Source organism: Chitinophaga chungangae (assembly GCF_017742215.1).
Classification (GTDB): Bacteria; Bacteroidota; Bacteroidia; order Chitinophagales; family Chitinophagaceae; genus Chitinophaga; species Chitinophaga chungangae.
Genome location: NZ_JAGHKP010000001.1, coordinates 1,634,863 through 1,650,800 on the forward strand (window position 1 = coordinate 1,634,863; position 15,938 = coordinate 1,650,800).

Sequence of the window (15,938 nt, forward strand, 5' to 3'; positions counted from 1 at the left end):
AATGGCACAATTACCATTGGTTTTATTTTTTGAGCCGGCCTATAATGGTAAGGTGCGCGTTATCGCGCGGCCCCGCCGAGATCTGTCAACTATCGCTGCGAATATAATTTTTGACCCACCTCATGCGAACCCCAAGCGTGTTTCAATATATGTACCCACCCCCGGAACGCATCTGGTAACAGTATACAAAACTCCTGATGACGCCACGACTGGTGTGCAAGTGATTTCCTATGATGCTCAAACCAACTTCTACAACGGCCGGTTCATTCCCGACCTGGAGCTGGAAGCAGGCCGCAACACGGCGATTGATCCTACCGATCCGGAAGTGATCGTAGATCCTGCTGCAGGGAGCACGGAGGTGGCCATGCCATGTATGGGCGTCTACCAGGTGGCCAGGATCTTCCGCGTTGCTGCCGGCCGGTACATGAGGGAAGACGAGTATGCGATCACCACCAGTCTCGGCGCGCCAGGCCTTCGCCTGCTCAAGCCTGACGACGTTTTTTATTCCAGTGATCTCGGAGGCGAGATTTTACGCATCGAATGGGCGCCGTTTTACGAAAATAATACCGGCGATGCGATCAATGATTTAAACGTCCTCATATTGGATCACGTCGGAAACGTAAGTAACCCGCACTCCGTTACCAAAGCACAGGTTGGGCTGGGGAATCTGCCAAATGCGACGAGCAATAGCTACAACGAGAACGACGCGAATAAACTGGCAACCGCCGCTGCATTGTATGCCCTGGCGCAATCCATCAATACCGCCTCGATCATCAAGGCAGATTTTGCTTTCATTGGCAACATCGGCTCAGTGTCTGGTAATAGCAAGGTCGTTAATGTCGTCAATTCCGGCGGATTCGACACGAAGGTGACCATTCGCCATAACCTCAACATTTCCGTGCCGCACTTCATATGGGCGCAGATCGAAGGACGCGGCGCGCAGTGGAACGACGACAATGATGTGTTCGTTACAGTGGGTAACTCACGGAGCGCGAATGAGTTTGATCTATTTTTCAGGAAGATGAGCCCGGTCACTACTAACATAAATTGCTATTATCTGATAATCAGGTTGTAGGGCTTAAAGTAGTTCATTATTTAATTTTACATGATGAGAAGAAAACTTTTACGGACTTTCCGGAATAGCTATCTGGCAGTCCTTTTGATTCTCGCCTCAAATGCATTGGCACAGAATCTTACGCCTGTGCCAGGAACGGGGCAGATCCACGAAGCGATTCAAGTCCAGAAAGCGTTTATGCTGCCGGGTGATACTGTAAAGAGCACGGCGAAGAATGCCGACACATGCCGGCAGCTTGCAATTAAAAACGGAAACCTGTACCGTTACAATTGCTCGCTCGGGCACTGGGTTAAAATTGTTTCCGGCTCTTCGCTCGATTCCGTCCGCCGCTCGAACGATACGCTTTATTTTCGCACTGCAAGCGGAGAGATCGCGGTAAAGATGGAGGGGATTGAAATTGCCGGGATCAACGGGTTGGCTGATAGTCTCATCAGGAAGTTATCAGGCAAAATAGTCCAAACGGTGGATCAGCTGCCCGCATACCCAACCACCGATTCTTTGATCTTCGTCGCGGATACCGTACGGGGCGGCCTGTTCGCCAGCCAGGCGGCGGGTAGTGCAGACGGCGGCGTAGTCTTCGATGCTTCTGATGGTGGATATTGGCGAAGGGTGTACGATCCTGCCGGCGGGATCAATGTCCGATGGTATGGTCCAGCAGCAGATTCGTTGACGGACGATATCGCGAAGATCCAGGCTGCTATCAACCGCGCAGCGGCCGATAGCGTAGGGTTGGTGACCATGAGAGGGATGAATATACTCATTGATTCGGCTATACGTCTTCCCTCAAACATGACATTGGATGCAACCGGCAGTTATATCCAGGTGAAGAAATACAGCAACGAGTACCTGGTGCGGAATGCAGACTTCGTGAATGGGAACACGAACAAAGAGGTGTTCGGAGGCCGTTGGAACGGAAACGGGTTGACACAGACGGTAAGCGCAGGAACGGACATTGAAAGCGCCCGGGCGTGCGCTGGCTTCTTTTTTTACCGCTCGTCGAAGCTGCGCATCCACGACCTGGAGGTGGACAGCACAAAGGCATGGGGTGTTTCAGGCATTAACTGCGATCAGATACACGTCTACAATGTTCACTTTGAGCAGAACCCATTCGACGCGTCGGGGAACCCAGCGGTTGGTATTAATGGTGACGGCGTAACCTTCAACGCCGGGAATGCGTTGATAGAGAATATCACTGGTTTCACGAACGACGACATGGTCGCGTTCGGATGCGGTGGCCCGACCATCGCCAGCACGCCGTTGCCGCCTGTAGATCTACGAGATTATGAAAATATTACGATACGTGATATTTTCCCGTCGTCTAGACAGGGTGTTACCACCCACCGCGGCGTGGGCCTATATTCCCGTAATGGCTACAAGCTGAGTAATATCACCATCGACGGCATAAACGGCAATACTTCCGCCGGCGCGGTAGTTATGAGTGATCCGAACGGGGTCGGTGCGAATTTCCGGAATGTAAAGATAAATAACATCAACGGAAGCTCGGTGTTCATCCCCACTAGCCCGTCCACGTACAACGGGTTCGGCATTATAGGGTTCAACGCGATCCAGTTCATCGACAATATATCGATATCAAACGTGAACCGGTATGACACGTACTCTTCGCCGGCGGACATGATCAAGACGCAGGACAGCTCCATAATAGGGAATATGAACCTGTCGAATATTTCCGTAAAAGCGAACGGCGCCCGGATAACATTTATCAATGACGGGGGGACCATCCGAAATATTAACCTGAGCAACGTTATGCTGCTGGATAGTGCCGGGTTGTTCCCTCAAGGCCTTTATACCCGTTCAGCGTCGAATTTCGGCGGCGACACCGTACGGATCAGTGGCTATGCAGTCAATGTTACCCAGGACAACAGCTATGTGCCCATCGCAAAGGGTGGGAAAAAAATATGGCTGAATCTGCCAACGGTCATTCTGGATGATACCACCGACCTGGTACGACGGGATGGCGCAACAGTATATACCCGTTCGACTGGCCTCAATACTTTCCAAAATAACCGATGGTACGGACATAGCATGCTGAACCAGAACGCTGTGGATCAAAGTTTCACCGGCCGAATTACCGGCCCGTTGTATTCTTCTGGCGGTATGGGGATAGGCGTGACGTCGTTGACCTCCACATTTCAGGTTACCGGCAGCATGGCCATTAATCACCGGGTGATCACAGGCAACACGACAGCGGGGGCTGAGGTGGTACTCTACGCAAACAACACAGGAACCGCGACTATTTCTCTTCCCGCGGCATCCAGCTGCCCGGGACGCGTCTACATCATAAAGAAGATCAGCGCAAACGGTAACGATGTGGTGATAGATCCCAATGCGAGCGAGAGTATTGACGGGCAGCCAACGAAAACGATCACGCTGCAATATTCCGCCGTGGCATTCCATTCATCAGGGGCGAATTGGTTTTCTATAGGCGCTTACGCGACATCTATGACGCTTTAATATTTTAAATAGTGTGATATGGGAGGAACAAAATTCGGCGTCAGCCAGGTTGTAAATACAACACCAAAGTGGGTAGGCTACACAATGAACATCATCGTCGCTTTGGCCATTGCAGGAAATACCTGGGTGGCCTCAACTGGCATGCTGAACGATGCAGATAAGGTAGAATGGATGCTGGGTATCAGCATCCTGACAGGCTTCCTCCATTATATCGCTAAGATGTTCGGGATTCCTGTTGAAGAGCCAAAATGGAAACAGAAATGACAACTGAAGCACAAATATCGCGGATGCAGGAGAACTATGAAAAGCTTGCTGAGGATGTCAGCGAAGTAAAAGACGATCTCAGGGAAGTAAAAGGGATGCTACACCGCGTAACTGAAGCAGTTGGAGGCAATCCTGTATCCGGCGACGGAGGTATGGTTGCGCGCATAAACAAGCTGGAAAAAAAAGTAGAGATGTTTGAGCGATTAAAGTGGCTAATTATCGGAGCCGCCGCCGCTTCTGGATTGGCTTTAGGGGAAATCATCGATAAAATATTGAGATAATGATCGAATTAGGAACGGTATTAAAAAGAATAATATGAACTTCTTTTTCAAACTCGGCGATCGATACAATGCCGTCGAATATATCCCCAAAGGCTCCGGGAAATTCCCGATCGTGTTTTTTTCACCCGGAAAAGGGGAGCAGCTGGGTGATCCTGCCGGCCTGTTGAAATACGGGCCCAATAAGCTGGTAAATTCCGGTTGGGCTCCGAACATGATCGTGGTTTCCGTGCAGTCCGGGCAGGCATGGCCACCGGTACTCGTTACCGGTAAGATCATCGAACAGCTCAAAGAACGCTACGCGGATTGCTGGGACGGCAGAATATTCGCTACGGGGTTATCCGCCGGCGCATGGGCGCTCATCCAGTACGCGGGCACCAGCAAAGAAAACGCCGCTCAGCTCACCGCCATCTATGCATTGTCCGCACCGGAGCCCGATCCTGGCTTCAACCGCGAGAACCTGCGCGATCTTCCCGCTTGGGGCGTGGCCGGCACGCAGGACAGCGTATTCAATAAACAGAAAGCACTGTTTGAGGGTTTGGGGAAGAAATTCACGGCGCTGCCCGGCGGGCACGACGGAAGCGTGTGGAACGCGGCATATGAACCGGGATTCGGCGCCTACGACTGGATGCTGCAGCAGGGGGCAGTCACCAAACCGGAACCCGAACCGCAGCAGAAGGAACACGTCCTGAAGCCGGGCAAAGACGGCGGCGTTTATAAGGACGCCGCGGTGCTGGGGATCAACGCCGGCGACGTGGTGGTGCTCCGCGGCGCCTACCAATATTTCAACCTATGGAACCTGAAGGGCAATGCAACTGCGCCCGTTATCATCGTGCCGGACGGCCAGGTGATCATTGGCGGAAATAAGAGCTACGCATTCAACATGCGCGAATCGGAACACTTTCGGATTGACGGCCAGCAAAAGATCATTATCGACGGCGGCACGCTCGGCTTCGATTCCGTTGGCATGGCGCTGAACAGGTGTCGGAACTTCACGCTTTCCGAAATTGAGGCGAGGACCGTCTCAGTTGGCCTCATGATCAAAACCACACCAAAAGGAGATGACCCGAACACCTATGGCGACGGCTGGGCCTATGATAACATTACCATCAAAGGCATGAACATCCACGACGTACGTGGCGAGGGTATGTACATCGGGCATTCTAATTCGGGTGTCGAAGTGGTTCAGTCAGGTCCGGCCGAAAAAGCCGTCTACGCGTTCCGCATGCGCAACCTGGTGATCACCGACAACCTCATCCAGCGTACCGGTTGGGACGGCCTGCAGGTGACTTGCGGGGATGGGGTGCTGCTGCAGGGCAACCAGATCTCCGACTACGGCCAGGCGAATCAGCGATTCCAGAATTTCGGGATACTGGCGGCCGGCAGAAACCTGCGCATCCTGGACAACGACATCAACCGGGGCAACGGCACCGGTATCACCTGCAGCGGTAACGAATCATTGCAGATACTCAGAAACGTGGTTCAAGATGCGCGTGGCGAAGGACAAGACGCGATCTACGTGAACGCTCATAAGATCAAGGATTACGGCCGTTGCCAGCCTATTATCGAGGACAACGTGATCTCCGGCTGCCTCCGCAGCCCAATTCGCGTGGAGAACAGCGACGGGTACATGGTGCCGGGAAGTATATCCCACAACCGAATAAAAGACTGTGCGGCAGCGATCGTGGATAATTCCAGGTCGGTGCTGGACGGCAATGTCATCGACGGTGGCCCGGCCGAACCTGAGGTTCCGGTGCCGCAAAGAAAATTATTAACTACAATCAAAGTGTATGACAATGGAGATATTGAAAAGATATAGCGTCCTGCTCTTGCTGCTCGCCTGCAGCTGCATGACGCAAAAAAAATGGGCCGAAGGTTGCGCCGAGCGTTTTCCGGTCAAAGCGAGCACGGTATACGTGCAGGGCGCGACCAGGTACGATACAACCTACCTGCCCGGCGACACCCTGGTGTTTTCCGATACGGTGACCGTGGATTGCGATACCGTGAAGGGCGTCATTACAAAGTACATCAACCAGGTACGGCCATGCCCTCCGGTGCAGATCCGTACGGTCAGCCAGGTGGATACGGTTGTAACGACGGTAGAGAACCGGGCAGCACTGGCAGCGGAGCAGCTACGTAGCCACTCAATACAGGTTAAGCTGGACCGGCAGGTTAAAATATCCCGGTTCTTCACGGTTTCAACGATCGCCTTATCTGCCATCGGCTTCGTATTCTTGTATGCCGGGGGCAAGTTATCCTTCATTACAAAATTGTTCAAATAATGGCCGGCTTCAAACTCGCAATAGCCCCCGTTTTAAAGTGGGAAGGTGGATACGTAAAAGACCCTGACGATGAGGGCGGAGAGACTTACAGGGGAATAACCAGGAAGAACTGGCCGTTCTGGCCTGGGTGGGCCCAGGTGGACGCTGCGAAACCAATAAAAAAAGGCAAATATATTCCACTGGCAGACCCGTTTGTCGAGGAATTCTACGAAAAACACTATTGGGAACCAATAAAGGGAGATCTGATACACGATCAGCGCACTGCCGGCTTCCTGCTAGACTTCTACGTTCATTCCGGGTACCATGCCGTTGAAGCCATACAAACAGTCGCAGGTGTAACGCCGGATGGTATTTTCGGTCCTCAAACACTAGCCGCGATAAATAAGGCAGGCAGCCTGTTTGATCAATTAAAAGCGTCCCGTATTGCATTCCTGCATGCTGCTTCAAAAAGGAAGAGCAATATTAAATTCTTAGCTGGGTGGCTTCGCCGGGTGAATTCTTTCAAGTAGTCCAGCCGGGTATTCCCTGGCTTTTTTCGTAAATTCGGATTCTAAATTCCATGATATGTGCGGCCGGTATGAACTCAACGACAATCGAACCTTTAAAATCATCGAAAAGAATTTGCTTCCGGACGACTTTAACGTGTCGGTATATAAGCATTTCAATATCGCCCCCACAATGACGGTGCCTGTCCTTACCGCGCCCAAACAGATGGAGCTAATGTACTGGTGGCTGATACCACCATACGAGAAGGAATTCAAAGCTGGAAAATACTCCATGTTCAATAAAAAATCCGAAGAACTGGACAAGCCCTACTGGCAAAATCTCCTGAAAGCCCAGCGCTGCGTACTCCCGTTGTCCGGGTTTTATGAGTGGAAGAAAATCGATTCAAAAACAAAAATCCCATACCGAATACACCCGGATGATGCCGCGTTTTTTTGGGGAGCCTGCCTTTATGATAATTGGATAGACCGTAATACTGGAGAAGTAAAGCGATCTTTTACCATCCTCACCACGGCGGCGAACGAATTCATGGCGGAAGTCCACGACCGTATGCCCGTTTTCCTGCAGCCTGAGAGGGCCTTTGACTGGCTCAATCCTGAATTCCCAAACCCTAAGGATCTGTTAGCGCCTTTCCCTGCTGAGCAAATGTGTAAGTACAGGGTTTCCAAAGACGTGGGAAACAGCCGTAACAACTACCCCGAACTAATTTTACCCGCTGAGTAGATGCCATGAACTCCCAGCCACACCTACTGAATGGGCGTGAACGATATATTCAGGCACATTCAATGCGGAGGCAACAGCCGGGCAAGACTACCCGGCTGTTTTAATTACGTCAAATAAATTTGCCAATGTAATTAGCAAAATATTACTAATTTCGTTAGCAAACAAATATGCGTGATGGAAGACAACCTTGATTACACCAGCAGCATCCCGTCCGTAAACGACTATCTTGGTTCCGGAAATTACCCGAAGCCACAAAAACAGCGGTATAACCCCTTCATTTTGCTCGCGCCCGGCCTGCTGGAACTGTTTTTCTCGAAAGGGAAGACGTTTTTCGTCCTACAGCCGTATGACCGCGGGCCGGCTCACCCGACGCGAAGTATTTTAATAACCCCATACGCGGAGCGGGAAGAGGCGCAGAAGCATTTCGATGCGATACCCGAGATCTCCCAACGGGAAATTCTTGACGCCAACTCCCCGGGAGATAGAGAACGCCTATACACCTACGCCGGCCAGCTGGAAGGCACCGCAGCCTACGTCCCCATCCTAAAAGAGAAAGTAGCAAAGGAGCCGCCGCTTCTCAAACAGCGTGTCCGGCGCTACCTGCAGCAGCAAAAGAAAGGGGCAATCCGGTCTGTGGAATTAATCCAGATGACGGTAGTATACGGCCAGCTGATGATTGAAATTCACCTCCCGAAAGAGGTGTTATCTGTTTCCTTGGGCGAGATTGAAAACGTGGACGATGCTAACCAATGGAAAACACTACTACCGGGAGTATCCGACGGTGAGTTACCGTTTTGAGGTGTACGGAAAGCCGGTTATTTTCGAAATTGAGGAAATTCCCCACACCGGCGGTAGTTGGGGTATCCGTGTAAACAACCGTCATTGGGGATACATTCTTTTCCGGCAGGGTAGGTGGGAGGTGGCTCTTCAAGGGAAGCCGCCAGTATGGTTCACATCGGAGGATATGCAGGAGCTCGTCGCGGAGGTGGAGAGGAATACCCCGGCGTGATCGCCAGGGTCGATAGAACCAATATTTGTGCAAAAAAATTCTTAATCCCGGGCCCGCAGCAGGACGGTCGCTGAAATATCGCCCGCGGGCTCGAATTCCTGGAAATCAAATGGCGTTTCTCCCTCGACGCAGTGAATGCGCCGATCGGGTGAAAAATGCTCACGGCCCACTTCGAGGTTCAGCCCTATAAAGGAAACACCCGCTTTTTTCATATCGGAAACGAATTGCTGTAGCAGCTGCTCCAGCTGAGCGCAAGGGGAGATCTCTTTTTCCATGGGTGCAGGTTTTGAGGGAATCCGCAAAAAAGGAACGGAACTCTACGGTGTCGCCGCAGTTAACCGAATATAGGATATTTTTTCAATTGACTTAATACATTAAGTCAATATTATTTCGCGCTTTCGACAATTTGACAGAATGATCAGTGTTAAGGACGTAGAATTATCGAAGGCATTCGGCAAGCGCTTTAGAGAGCTCAGGCAACAAACCGGAATGAGTACCCGGGAGTTCGCCGATACTGCCGGCATATCGCATGCGCAGATCTACAACATAGATAACGGAAAGGGTAATCCTACATTAGGAACTATAAATGCCATCGCTAAGACCTTGAACATGTCTGTTTCGGAGTTGTTGGCGGGTCTGTAAATGGAGTGCAAAATTGCCAACATTAGTTTAGTTAAAATTATAATACAGCTGTCTGTACTGTATTTTGTCGGATGAAAAAAGAGGATTACAGAATCCGCTCGGTACCTCAGGAAAAAGGATCACTTGGTGGTCCTTTTTTTGTTTTACGGCTGCTTTGCCGGCGCTTTTACCCTGCGGCATCACTACGGTGCGAACGCTTTTACCTTATCACCCCGCTGTCATTCACCTGCCGCCTCACTGCGATCACGTGCGCTGCGGCTCAAATGTACCCTTTTCTATCAGAACGTATCAAAACGGCCAAAATGTACCTTTTCGCTACCTAGCTTGGGCAGGTTGCGCAGGGTCCTTTAATTTGCTCCTGTTAAAATTATTGATTCATTTTACCGTAGCCTGCCGGCAGTGCGGCGGAAGTAAGCCTGTACCGCAAAATGGTGGGCGAAGCGCTGCGCCTGTTAAAGACCGGCTGCCCTGAAGGGGCTTTGCAGGAAAAAATGAAAACGATTTTCCTGCCGGAAAATGAGCAGGGGAATGACTATGGGGTATGGATTGAAGATGAGCCGGTTAGAATATCGGAAAAATGGTATGTGTGGAAAATTAATGAACCGTTTAAAGATGTAGGGAAATTAGAAGGTGAAAACCGGGAAGGAGAGATTGGAGTTATTGTAAATCCTTATGATGTCGTAGAACGTATAAAAACAGGGAAGTATAGCTTTTTTTATCCCGGTTTTGAATAATAGAAAGAAGTCTAAAATAGAAGACTTTTGTAAAAAGCATTAAAAAAGCCTGATGTTCAATACACCAGGCTTTTTTAATATCATCGCGAAAACTCAAAGCTTCCTTATCCAAATATTCCTATAACTCACCAAATCCCCATGATCCTGCAATGCCAGCGGTAAAGCGCCATGTTTCACGTATTTCGGCTGCCCGATATATTCTGTTTTCCCTTTTAATTCGGTATTGTTCTGCACCAGTACGCCATTATGCAGCACGGTAATACGCGCGGGCGATTTCAGGCTGCCGTCGTCGTTAAAACGCGGGGCCGTCCAGATCACGTCGTAGGTTTGCCATTCGCCGGGTTTTTTGCAGGCATTCACCAACGGGATGGCCTGTTTGTATATGCTGCCGGCCTGGCCGTTCACGTAGGTTTTGTTGTCGTAGTTATCCAGCACCTGCAGCTCGTAGTTGGACTGCAAAAAGATGCCGCTGTTGCCGCGGCCCTGGCTGGTGCCTTTTACGACGGAAGGCGATCTCCATTCAATGTGCAGCTGGAAATCCTCGAAAGATTCTTTTGTGTGGATGCCGCCTTTACGGGGCACAACCGTCATCGCGCCGTCCTGGATCGTCCAGGGAGCTTCGCCGTCGCCTTTATCCGAGACCCATTTGGAAAGGTCTTTTCCGTCGAACAATACGATAGCGTCTGAAGGGGCGGTATTGGTAGCGGTGCCGGGAGTGATCACGGCGGGTACGGGTTCCCATACTTCCGTGTCTTCGGGTTTGGCTTGCTGTGCGCATGCGTGGATAGCGGGCACTGCCAGTGCCGTGCAGATCAACAGTGATTTAAAATGCATGTTTCGTTTTATTTAGGAAGTTTATAGTTGTTGTGATATTCAGGCGTGATAAATTTGTTGGCGTCTTTATTGGTGAACTTTCCATCCGCCGCCGTCCAGTATACTTTTTCGCCGGTGCGGAACGCGATGTTGCCCATCTGCGCATTGATCGCCACATTGGCCCCCGTCTGGATGTCGCAATGCAGGTCGGAGAATTTGCGACTTTTGATCACGTCCAGGAAGTTGCGGGTATGTTTCACCAGCCCGTTGTCAGACGCTTTGGTGAATGGAACGGCTTCCATTTTGTCTTTTTCGGGGATCACTTCCCAGCCGCCGCGATCGAGCACCAGCGTGCCGTTGTTGCCGATAAAGGCGATGCCATGCGTACGACCGTAAGGCCCGCCGTCGATGCCGGTGGCATGTTCCCATTGCATGTTGAAACCGTCGAACTGGTAAATGGCCGTGAGCGTGTCGGGTGTTTCCGCCGCATCGTCAGGGTAGGCGAATTTGCCGCCGGAAGCCACGACAGACACGGGATTGGAAGCTTTCATGCCATACAGCGCATAATCGATCAGGTGCACGCCCCAGTCGGTCATCAGCCCGCCCGCATAATCCCAGTACCAGCGGAAATTAAAATGAAAACGGTTCGGGTCGAAGGCGCGTTTTTGCGCGGGGCCCAGCCATGCATCGTAATTCACGCCGGCGGGCACGGGCGTGGCCGCGTGTTTGGGAACGGGCTTCATCCAGCCCATATACGCCCAAACCTTTACCAGGCGCACGTTACCGAGCTTCCCCGAATGCACGAAAGCGATCGCGTCGTTGAAATGTTGCATGCTTCGCTGCCACTGGCCCACCTGTACCACGCGGTTATGGCGCTGCTGGGCTTCCATCATAGCGCGGCATTCGGCGATGGAATTACCAATGGGTTTTTCCACGTACACGTCTTTGCCGGCGGAGCAGGCGTCCGTCATCTGCAGGCAATGCCAGTGGTCGGGCGTGCCGATCACCACGGCGTCGATGTCTTTATTGTCGAGCAGTTTGCGGTAGTCCGAATACAGCTGCACCTTGATGTTCTTTTTGGCCAGCTCGGCGGCGCGTTTGTTCAGTACGTTCTCGTCTACGTCGCAAAGCGCCACGCAATTGGTTTCAGGATGGTTCAACAGGCCGTTCAGATCGCTGAAGCCCATGCCGTTCACGCCGATCACAGCAATGTTTACACGGTCGCTGGGGGCAAGGGCGCGCAAGGCGGAGGGAAACAGTGCGGAACCCGCCAGGAAAGCGGAGGTGTTTTGGAGAAAGTTCCTTCTATGCATAGTTTTTCATGCTTTTTTTGACGTGGAGCAATTAAGTGTTACAAAGACAAGATAAAAAATTCCTTTTACAGTTCAACCCCCTTCCGAAAAGAGTTGAAAGGGGAAATGGCCCGCCGGTGAAATAAGCGTCTGATCCGGTCAAAATCAAAAAGGAGCGGTTTGGCCCGCTCCCTTTCTATAAGTTCTTCCTTTCCCGTTTACAATTCCTCTTCTTCCGGGTCGGAACTGGTGCTGAAATTCATCATGGTGCCCAACAAGTCGGAAAAACGGGTCTCTTTTTCAAATGTCTTTTTACTCAGCAGGCTGTAGGCGGAAAGACCGTGCAGCACCATTTCCATCATCAGCAATGCCTCCTGTTTGTTGGCTTTGGGGAACAATTGTTTTACCAGCCCGGGCAGCCCGGTCACGCTGGTAAGCGCGGCTTCGTATTGTTTGTCCGTCGTGTCCTGCAGCAGCTGGAGGGAATTGCCCTGGTCGAACCATTGGATCACGGGGCGGTAGGGATTGGCATCCGCCGCGGCGCCCGCTTTCCGTTTCTTGAACGTGTCCGGGTTCGGGAAATATTGTGCGAACAGTGTGCGCAGGCTCTTTTCAAGGAGGTTCAGCGCCACCTGCAGCGGCCCTTCCTGCTCGCCTTCGTACACCAGCTCTATTTTGCCGGTGATGCCGGGAATGATGCCCTGCAGGTCGTTGATGCGAACGAAGGTGCTCTTTTCTTTGTTGAGGATCGCCCTGCGTTCCGCCGCGCTCACCGCGTTTTCGAATGCGGCGATGGTCAAACGGGCGGACACACCGCTTTTTTTATCGACATATTCGCTGCCCCTCGCTTCAAACGCCACCTGTTCGATGATCCTTTTCACGATGTCGGGCATTTTTACCGTTTCCTGCTGTTCTGCGTGGATGGCGGCTTCCTGTTCGGTGATCAGCAGCGAGTTTTCCAGCGTTTTCGGGTAATGGGTGATGATCTGGCTTTCGATGCGGTCTTTCAGCGGGGTTACGATCGCGCCGCGGTTGGTGTAGTCTTCCGGGTTGGCGGTGAATACGAACAGCATGTCCAGCGGCATTCTCACTTTAAAACCGCGTATCTGGATGTCGCCTTCCTGCAGGATGTTGAACAGCCCCACCTGGATGCGCGCCTGCAGGTCGGGCAGCTCGTTGATCACAAAAATGCCGCGGTTGCTGCGCGGGATAATACCAAAATGGATCACCCGCTCGTCTGCATAACTGAGTTTTTCGTTCGCCGCTTTGATCGGGTCTACGTCGCCGATCAGGTCGGCGACGGACACGTCGGGCGTGGCGAGTTTTTCGCCGTAGCGCGCCTCGCGGCCGATCCATTCAATGGGCGTTTCGTCTCCCATTTGTTCCACGAGATCGCGGGCGTAACGGCTCAGCGGGGAGAACGGGTTGTCGTTCACTTCCGAACCGGCCACAATGGGGATGAATTCGTCCAGCAATTCGGTCATCAGCCGCGCCATGCGCGTTTTGGCCTGGCCGCGGAGGCCGAGAAAGAGGATATTGTGACGGGAAAGCAGCGCCCTTTCCGTATCCGGTATCACGGTATCGTCGTAGCCGATAATGCCGGGGAAAGTGGCTTCTTTCCGTTTGAGTTTCGCGATAAGGTTCTGCCGGATCTCTTCCTTCACAGACCTGTGTACATAACCGCTTTTTTTAAGTTCGCCGAGCGTCCTGATCTTTTCCATTACTTATAATTTTTTCCTTTTTCCGCTCTCAAAATCGTAGAACAGGAATTGTCCCAGATTATCTGTGCCTGAAAAGAATGCTTTACCGTTATTGGTTTCAGTGAATTCATTGACAAATTGCTGCAGCCAGGGGTCTGTAGCAACCATAAAGGTGGTGATGGGAATTTTGAGCTTCTTGCACTGCGCGGCCAGGTTCAGCGTACGGTTGAGTATCTTCCTGTCCAGCCCGAAGCTGTTTTTGTAATACTGTTTGCCCTGTTTGAGGCAGGTGGGCTTGCCGTCGGTGATCATGAAGATCTGTTTGTTGGGGTTGCGGCGGCGCCGCAGGATGTCCATCGCCAGTTCCAGCCCAGCCACGGTATTAGTGTGGAAAGGGCCTACCTGAAGGTAGGGCAGGTCTTTGATCTCGATCTGCCAGGCGTCGTTGCCGAACACGATGATGTCAAGCGTATCTTTCGGATAACGCGTGGTGATCAGCTCGCTGAGCGCCATGGCCACTTTTTTGGCGGGGGTGATGCGGTCTTCCCCGTAAAGGATCATGGAATGCGAGATGTCTATCATCAAAGCGGTGGAGGTCTGCGTTTTGAAGTCCGTTTCCCGGATCTCGAGATCGTCCTGCTGCATGCTGAACGCGTCGATGCCATGGTTGATCTGCGCGTTGCGGATGGAAGCGGTCATATCGATCTGTTCCAGCGCGTCGCCGAAGGCGTAAGGCCTCGTTTCAGCGTTCAGCTCGTCGCCCTGCCCGGATTTGCGGATGTTGTGGTCGCCCACGCCGGATTTTTTCAGTTTGCCGAAGATCTCTTCCAGCGCGCGTTTGCGAATGGATTGTTCCGTTTTTGACGTGATGGCGAAGGTTCCCTGCTCTTCGTTCTCACGGATGTACCCCTTGTCTTTCAGGTCCTGTATAAAATCCCCGATGCCATATTCGTCGTTGCTCAGCTGGTATTCTTTGTCCAGCTCGGTGAGCCACTGCAGGGCTTCGGCTACATCGCCGCTGGTGTAGGTGAGCAATTGGGTGAAAATGTCCAGCAACTTGTCGAACGGCGACTGGCTGTTTTCGGAGGGATCATACCTGGAGAAAATAAAGCCTTTCATATCTTCCTCGAAATTACGTAAAAATTAAATGCAGCACCGTTTGTCACGCCGGTGTTGCAAAATCCGGAAAAGGCTGTTAATTTTCGTGTCAGAAATACATTTCTAAGTCAAATCTTAAAATATCACGTCTATGAGAACACTAAGGAAAGGTCTGCTGGCACTGGGTTTCAGCGCGCTGATGTACGCAATGCCGGCCGTGGCGCAGCAAAAGGAAGCAAAATTGGGCTGGAAGCTGGGCGCACAGGCTTATTCATTTAACAGGTTTACCCTGGCGGAAGCGCTGGACAAGCTGGATTCCTGCGGCTTGCAGTATGTGGAATGTTTCCCGGGGCAAACCATCGGGGGCGGCATTGAAGGGAAAATGGACTTCAAAATGGACGCCGCAAAACAAAAGGAGGTGCTGAACCTGCTGAAATCCAAGAAAAAAACGCTCGTTGCTTTCGGCGTGGTGAGCCCGCGTACCGAGGAGGACTGGAAACAGCTGTTCGACTTCGCCAAAGCCATGAAGATCCAGATCATTACGTCCGAGCCGCGCCCTGAAGACCTGGACATCGTATCGAAACTGGCGGACCAGTACAAGATCAAGGTAGCTATTCACGATCACCCGAAACCGAGCCATTACTGGCACCCGGACAGTGTTTCCGTAGCCATCAAAGGCCGCAGCAAATACCTGGGTGCCTGCGCCGATATCGGCCACTGGGTACGTTCCGGCCTCGATCCCGTGGAATGCATGAAAATGCTGAACGGCCGTATCTACAGCATGCACTTCAAAGATCTGAACGAAAAGAGCCGCCAGGCGCACGACGTGATCTGGGGCACCGGCATCAGCAACGTGGAAGCGGTGCTGCATGAGATGAAAGCCCAGAAATTCAAGGGCATGATCTCCGCTGAATACGAGCACAACTGGTACAACAGCGTGCCGGAGATCACGCAAAGCGTGAAGAACGTACGCGCGATGATCGAGAAGTTATAAGAGGAACTTAACATCGAATAGAACGCCGGGAGGGAACTTCCGGCGTTTTTTTATGCAT

General features: G+C 51.8%; 17 protein-coding genes. 12 read left to right on the top strand and 5 right to left on the bottom strand.

The features are described from left to right. Nucleotide 1: 1 nt before the first annotated feature. From J7I43_RS06915 to J7I43_RS06955, 9 genes are all read left to right on the top strand, one after another. The gene (locus tag J7I43_RS06915; protein WP_209144598.1) at nt 2-1,075 is read left to right on the top strand and encodes a hypothetical protein; all 1,074 of its coding nucleotides are present in this window, start codon (nt 2-4) and stop codon (nt 1,073-1,075) included. Nucleotides 1,076-1,105: 30 nt separating this feature from the next. Next, nucleotides 1,106-3,547, top strand: coding sequence for a glycoside hydrolase family protein (locus tag J7I43_RS06920; RefSeq protein ID WP_209144600.1), 2,442 nt, complete (start codon nt 1,106-1,108; stop codon nt 3,545-3,547). Nucleotides 3,548-3,565: 18 nt separating this feature from the next. Further along, nucleotides 3,566-3,811: a hypothetical protein gene (locus tag J7I43_RS06925; protein ID WP_209144602.1), complete on the top strand. Its 246-nt coding sequence runs from the start codon at nt 3,566-3,568 to the stop codon at nt 3,809-3,811. Then, nucleotides 3,808-4,092, top strand: coding sequence for a hypothetical protein (locus J7I43_RS06930; protein WP_209144604.1), 285 nt, complete (start codon nt 3,808-3,810; stop codon nt 4,090-4,092). The genes J7I43_RS06925 and J7I43_RS06930 overlap by 4 nt, the downstream gene beginning before the upstream one ends. Nucleotides 4,093-4,126: 34 nt before the next feature. Then, entirely contained in the window at nt 4,127-5,908 is a 1,782-nt protein-coding gene (locus J7I43_RS06935; RefSeq protein WP_209144606.1) for a right-handed parallel beta-helix repeat-containing protein, read from the top strand. Beyond that, nucleotides 5,886-6,371: a hypothetical protein gene (locus tag J7I43_RS06940; RefSeq protein ID WP_209144608.1), complete on the top strand. Its 486-nt coding sequence runs from the start codon at nt 5,886-5,888 to the stop codon at nt 6,369-6,371. Before J7I43_RS06935 ends, J7I43_RS06940 begins: the two co-directional genes overlap by 23 nt. Beyond that, entirely contained in the window at nt 6,371-6,880 is a 510-nt protein-coding gene (locus J7I43_RS06945) for a glycoside hydrolase family 108 protein (protein WP_209144610.1), read from the top strand. Before J7I43_RS06940 ends, J7I43_RS06945 begins: the two co-directional genes overlap by 1 nt. Nucleotides 6,881-6,935: 55 nt before the next feature. Next, the gene (locus J7I43_RS06950; RefSeq protein WP_209144612.1) at nt 6,936-7,598 is read left to right on the top strand and encodes an SOS response-associated peptidase; all 663 of its coding nucleotides are present in this window, start codon (nt 6,936-6,938) and stop codon (nt 7,596-7,598) included. Nucleotides 7,599-7,772: 174 nt separating this feature from the next. Continuing rightward, nucleotides 7,773-8,396 (top strand): hypothetical protein, encoded by a 624-nt coding sequence (locus J7I43_RS06955; protein ID WP_209144614.1) that lies wholly within the window; start codon nt 7,773-7,775, stop codon nt 8,394-8,396. A gap of 252 nt (nt 8,397-8,648) precedes the next feature. Here J7I43_RS06955 and J7I43_RS06960 read toward each other — a convergent pair whose 3' ends face one another. Beyond that, entirely contained in the window at nt 8,649-8,882 is a 234-nt protein-coding gene (locus J7I43_RS06960; protein WP_209144616.1) for a hypothetical protein, read from the bottom strand. 139 nt (nt 8,883-9,021) lie between these two features. On the opposite strand from J7I43_RS06960, the gene J7I43_RS24985 reads away from it, so the two are divergent. Both J7I43_RS24985 and J7I43_RS06970 read left to right on the top strand, forming a co-directional pair. Beyond that, on the top strand, nt 9,022-9,249 hold the full coding sequence (locus J7I43_RS24985) for a helix-turn-helix domain-containing protein (protein WP_209144618.1): 228 nt from the start codon (nt 9,022-9,024) through the stop codon (nt 9,247-9,249). 428 nt (nt 9,250-9,677) lie between these two features. Continuing rightward, entirely contained in the window at nt 9,678-9,983 is a 306-nt protein-coding gene (locus J7I43_RS06970; RefSeq protein ID WP_209144620.1) for a hypothetical protein, read from the top strand. Nucleotides 9,984-10,076: 93 nt separating this feature from the next. On the opposite strand, the gene J7I43_RS06975 is transcribed toward J7I43_RS06970, so the two are convergent. The 4 genes from J7I43_RS06975 to J7I43_RS06990 all read right to left on the bottom strand — a co-directional run bounded on the left by J7I43_RS06975 (nt 10,077) and on the right by J7I43_RS06990 (nt 14,907). After that, the gene (locus tag J7I43_RS06975) at nt 10,077-10,817 is read right to left on the bottom strand and encodes a 3-keto-disaccharide hydrolase (RefSeq protein ID WP_209144622.1); all 741 of its coding nucleotides are present in this window, start codon (nt 10,815-10,817) and stop codon (nt 10,077-10,079) included. 8 nt (nt 10,818-10,825) lie between these two features. Then, nucleotides 10,826-12,109 carry a Gfo/Idh/MocA family protein gene (locus tag J7I43_RS06980; RefSeq protein ID WP_209144624.1) on the bottom strand — a complete coding sequence of 428 codons (1,284 nt, stop codon included), beginning with the start codon at nt 12,107-12,109 and terminating at the stop codon, nt 10,826-10,828. Nucleotides 12,110-12,306: 197 nt separating this feature from the next. Further along, nucleotides 12,307-13,809, bottom strand: a complete 1,503-nt coding sequence (locus tag J7I43_RS06985) for a hypothetical protein (protein ID WP_209144626.1) — start codon at nt 13,807-13,809, stop codon at nt 12,307-12,309. 3 nt (nt 13,810-13,812) lie between these two features. Then, nucleotides 13,813-14,907 carry a vWA domain-containing protein gene (locus J7I43_RS06990; RefSeq protein ID WP_209144628.1) on the bottom strand — a complete coding sequence of 365 codons (1,095 nt, stop codon included), beginning with the start codon at nt 14,905-14,907 and terminating at the stop codon, nt 13,813-13,815. A gap of 130 nt (nt 14,908-15,037) precedes the next feature. On the opposite strand from J7I43_RS06990, the gene J7I43_RS06995 reads away from it, so the two are divergent. Continuing rightward, nucleotides 15,038-15,880, top strand: a complete 843-nt coding sequence (locus tag J7I43_RS06995; RefSeq protein ID WP_209144630.1) for a sugar phosphate isomerase/epimerase family protein — start codon at nt 15,038-15,040, stop codon at nt 15,878-15,880. The last annotated feature ends 58 nt before the right edge of the window (nt 15,881-15,938 follow it).

What these genes read in the sequence shown, in the direction of transcription:
- J7I43_RS06990 (WP_209144628.1), bottom strand. Translation starts at nt 14,907, where the DNA reads ATGAAAGGCTTTATTTTCTCCAGGTATGATCCCTCCGAAAACAGCCAG.
- J7I43_RS06915 (WP_209144598.1), top strand. Translation starts at nt 2, where the DNA reads ATGGCACAATTACCATTGGTTTTATTTTTTGAGCCGGCCTATAATGGT.
- J7I43_RS24985 (WP_209144618.1), top strand. Translation starts at nt 9,022, where the DNA reads ATGATCAGTGTTAAGGACGTAGAATTATCGAAGGCATTCGGCAAGCGC.
- J7I43_RS06930 (WP_209144604.1), top strand. Translation starts at nt 3,808, where the DNA reads ATGACAACTGAAGCACAAATATCGCGGATGCAGGAGAACTATGAAAAG.
- J7I43_RS06945 (WP_209144610.1), top strand. Translation starts at nt 6,371, where the DNA reads ATGGCCGGCTTCAAACTCGCAATAGCCCCCGTTTTAAAGTGGGAAGGT.
- J7I43_RS06970 (WP_209144620.1), top strand. Translation starts at nt 9,678, where the DNA reads ATGGTGGGCGAAGCGCTGCGCCTGTTAAAGACCGGCTGCCCTGAAGGG.
- J7I43_RS06975 (WP_209144622.1), bottom strand. Translation starts at nt 10,817, where the DNA reads ATGCATTTTAAATCACTGTTGATCTGCACGGCACTGGCAGTGCCCGCT.
- J7I43_RS06925 (WP_209144602.1), top strand. Translation starts at nt 3,566, where the DNA reads ATGGGAGGAACAAAATTCGGCGTCAGCCAGGTTGTAAATACAACACCA.
- J7I43_RS06940 (WP_209144608.1), top strand. Translation starts at nt 5,886, where the DNA reads ATGGAGATATTGAAAAGATATAGCGTCCTGCTCTTGCTGCTCGCCTGC.
- J7I43_RS06955 (WP_209144614.1), top strand. Translation starts at nt 7,773, where the DNA reads ATGGAAGACAACCTTGATTACACCAGCAGCATCCCGTCCGTAAACGAC.
- J7I43_RS06935 (WP_209144606.1), top strand. Translation starts at nt 4,127, where the DNA reads ATGAACTTCTTTTTCAAACTCGGCGATCGATACAATGCCGTCGAATAT.
- J7I43_RS06985 (WP_209144626.1), bottom strand. Translation starts at nt 13,809, where the DNA reads ATGGAAAAGATCAGGACGCTCGGCGAACTTAAAAAAAGCGGTTATGTA.
- J7I43_RS06960 (WP_209144616.1), bottom strand. Translation starts at nt 8,882, where the DNA reads ATGGAAAAAGAGATCTCCCCTTGCGCTCAGCTGGAGCAGCTGCTACAG.
- J7I43_RS06950 (WP_209144612.1), top strand. Translation starts at nt 6,936, where the DNA reads ATGTGCGGCCGGTATGAACTCAACGACAATCGAACCTTTAAAATCATC.
- J7I43_RS06920 (WP_209144600.1), top strand. Translation starts at nt 1,106, where the DNA reads ATGATGAGAAGAAAACTTTTACGGACTTTCCGGAATAGCTATCTGGCA.
- J7I43_RS06980 (WP_209144624.1), bottom strand. Translation starts at nt 12,109, where the DNA reads ATGCATAGAAGGAACTTTCTCCAAAACACCTCCGCTTTCCTGGCGGGT.
- J7I43_RS06995 (WP_209144630.1), top strand. Translation starts at nt 15,038, where the DNA reads ATGAGAACACTAAGGAAAGGTCTGCTGGCACTGGGTTTCAGCGCGCTG.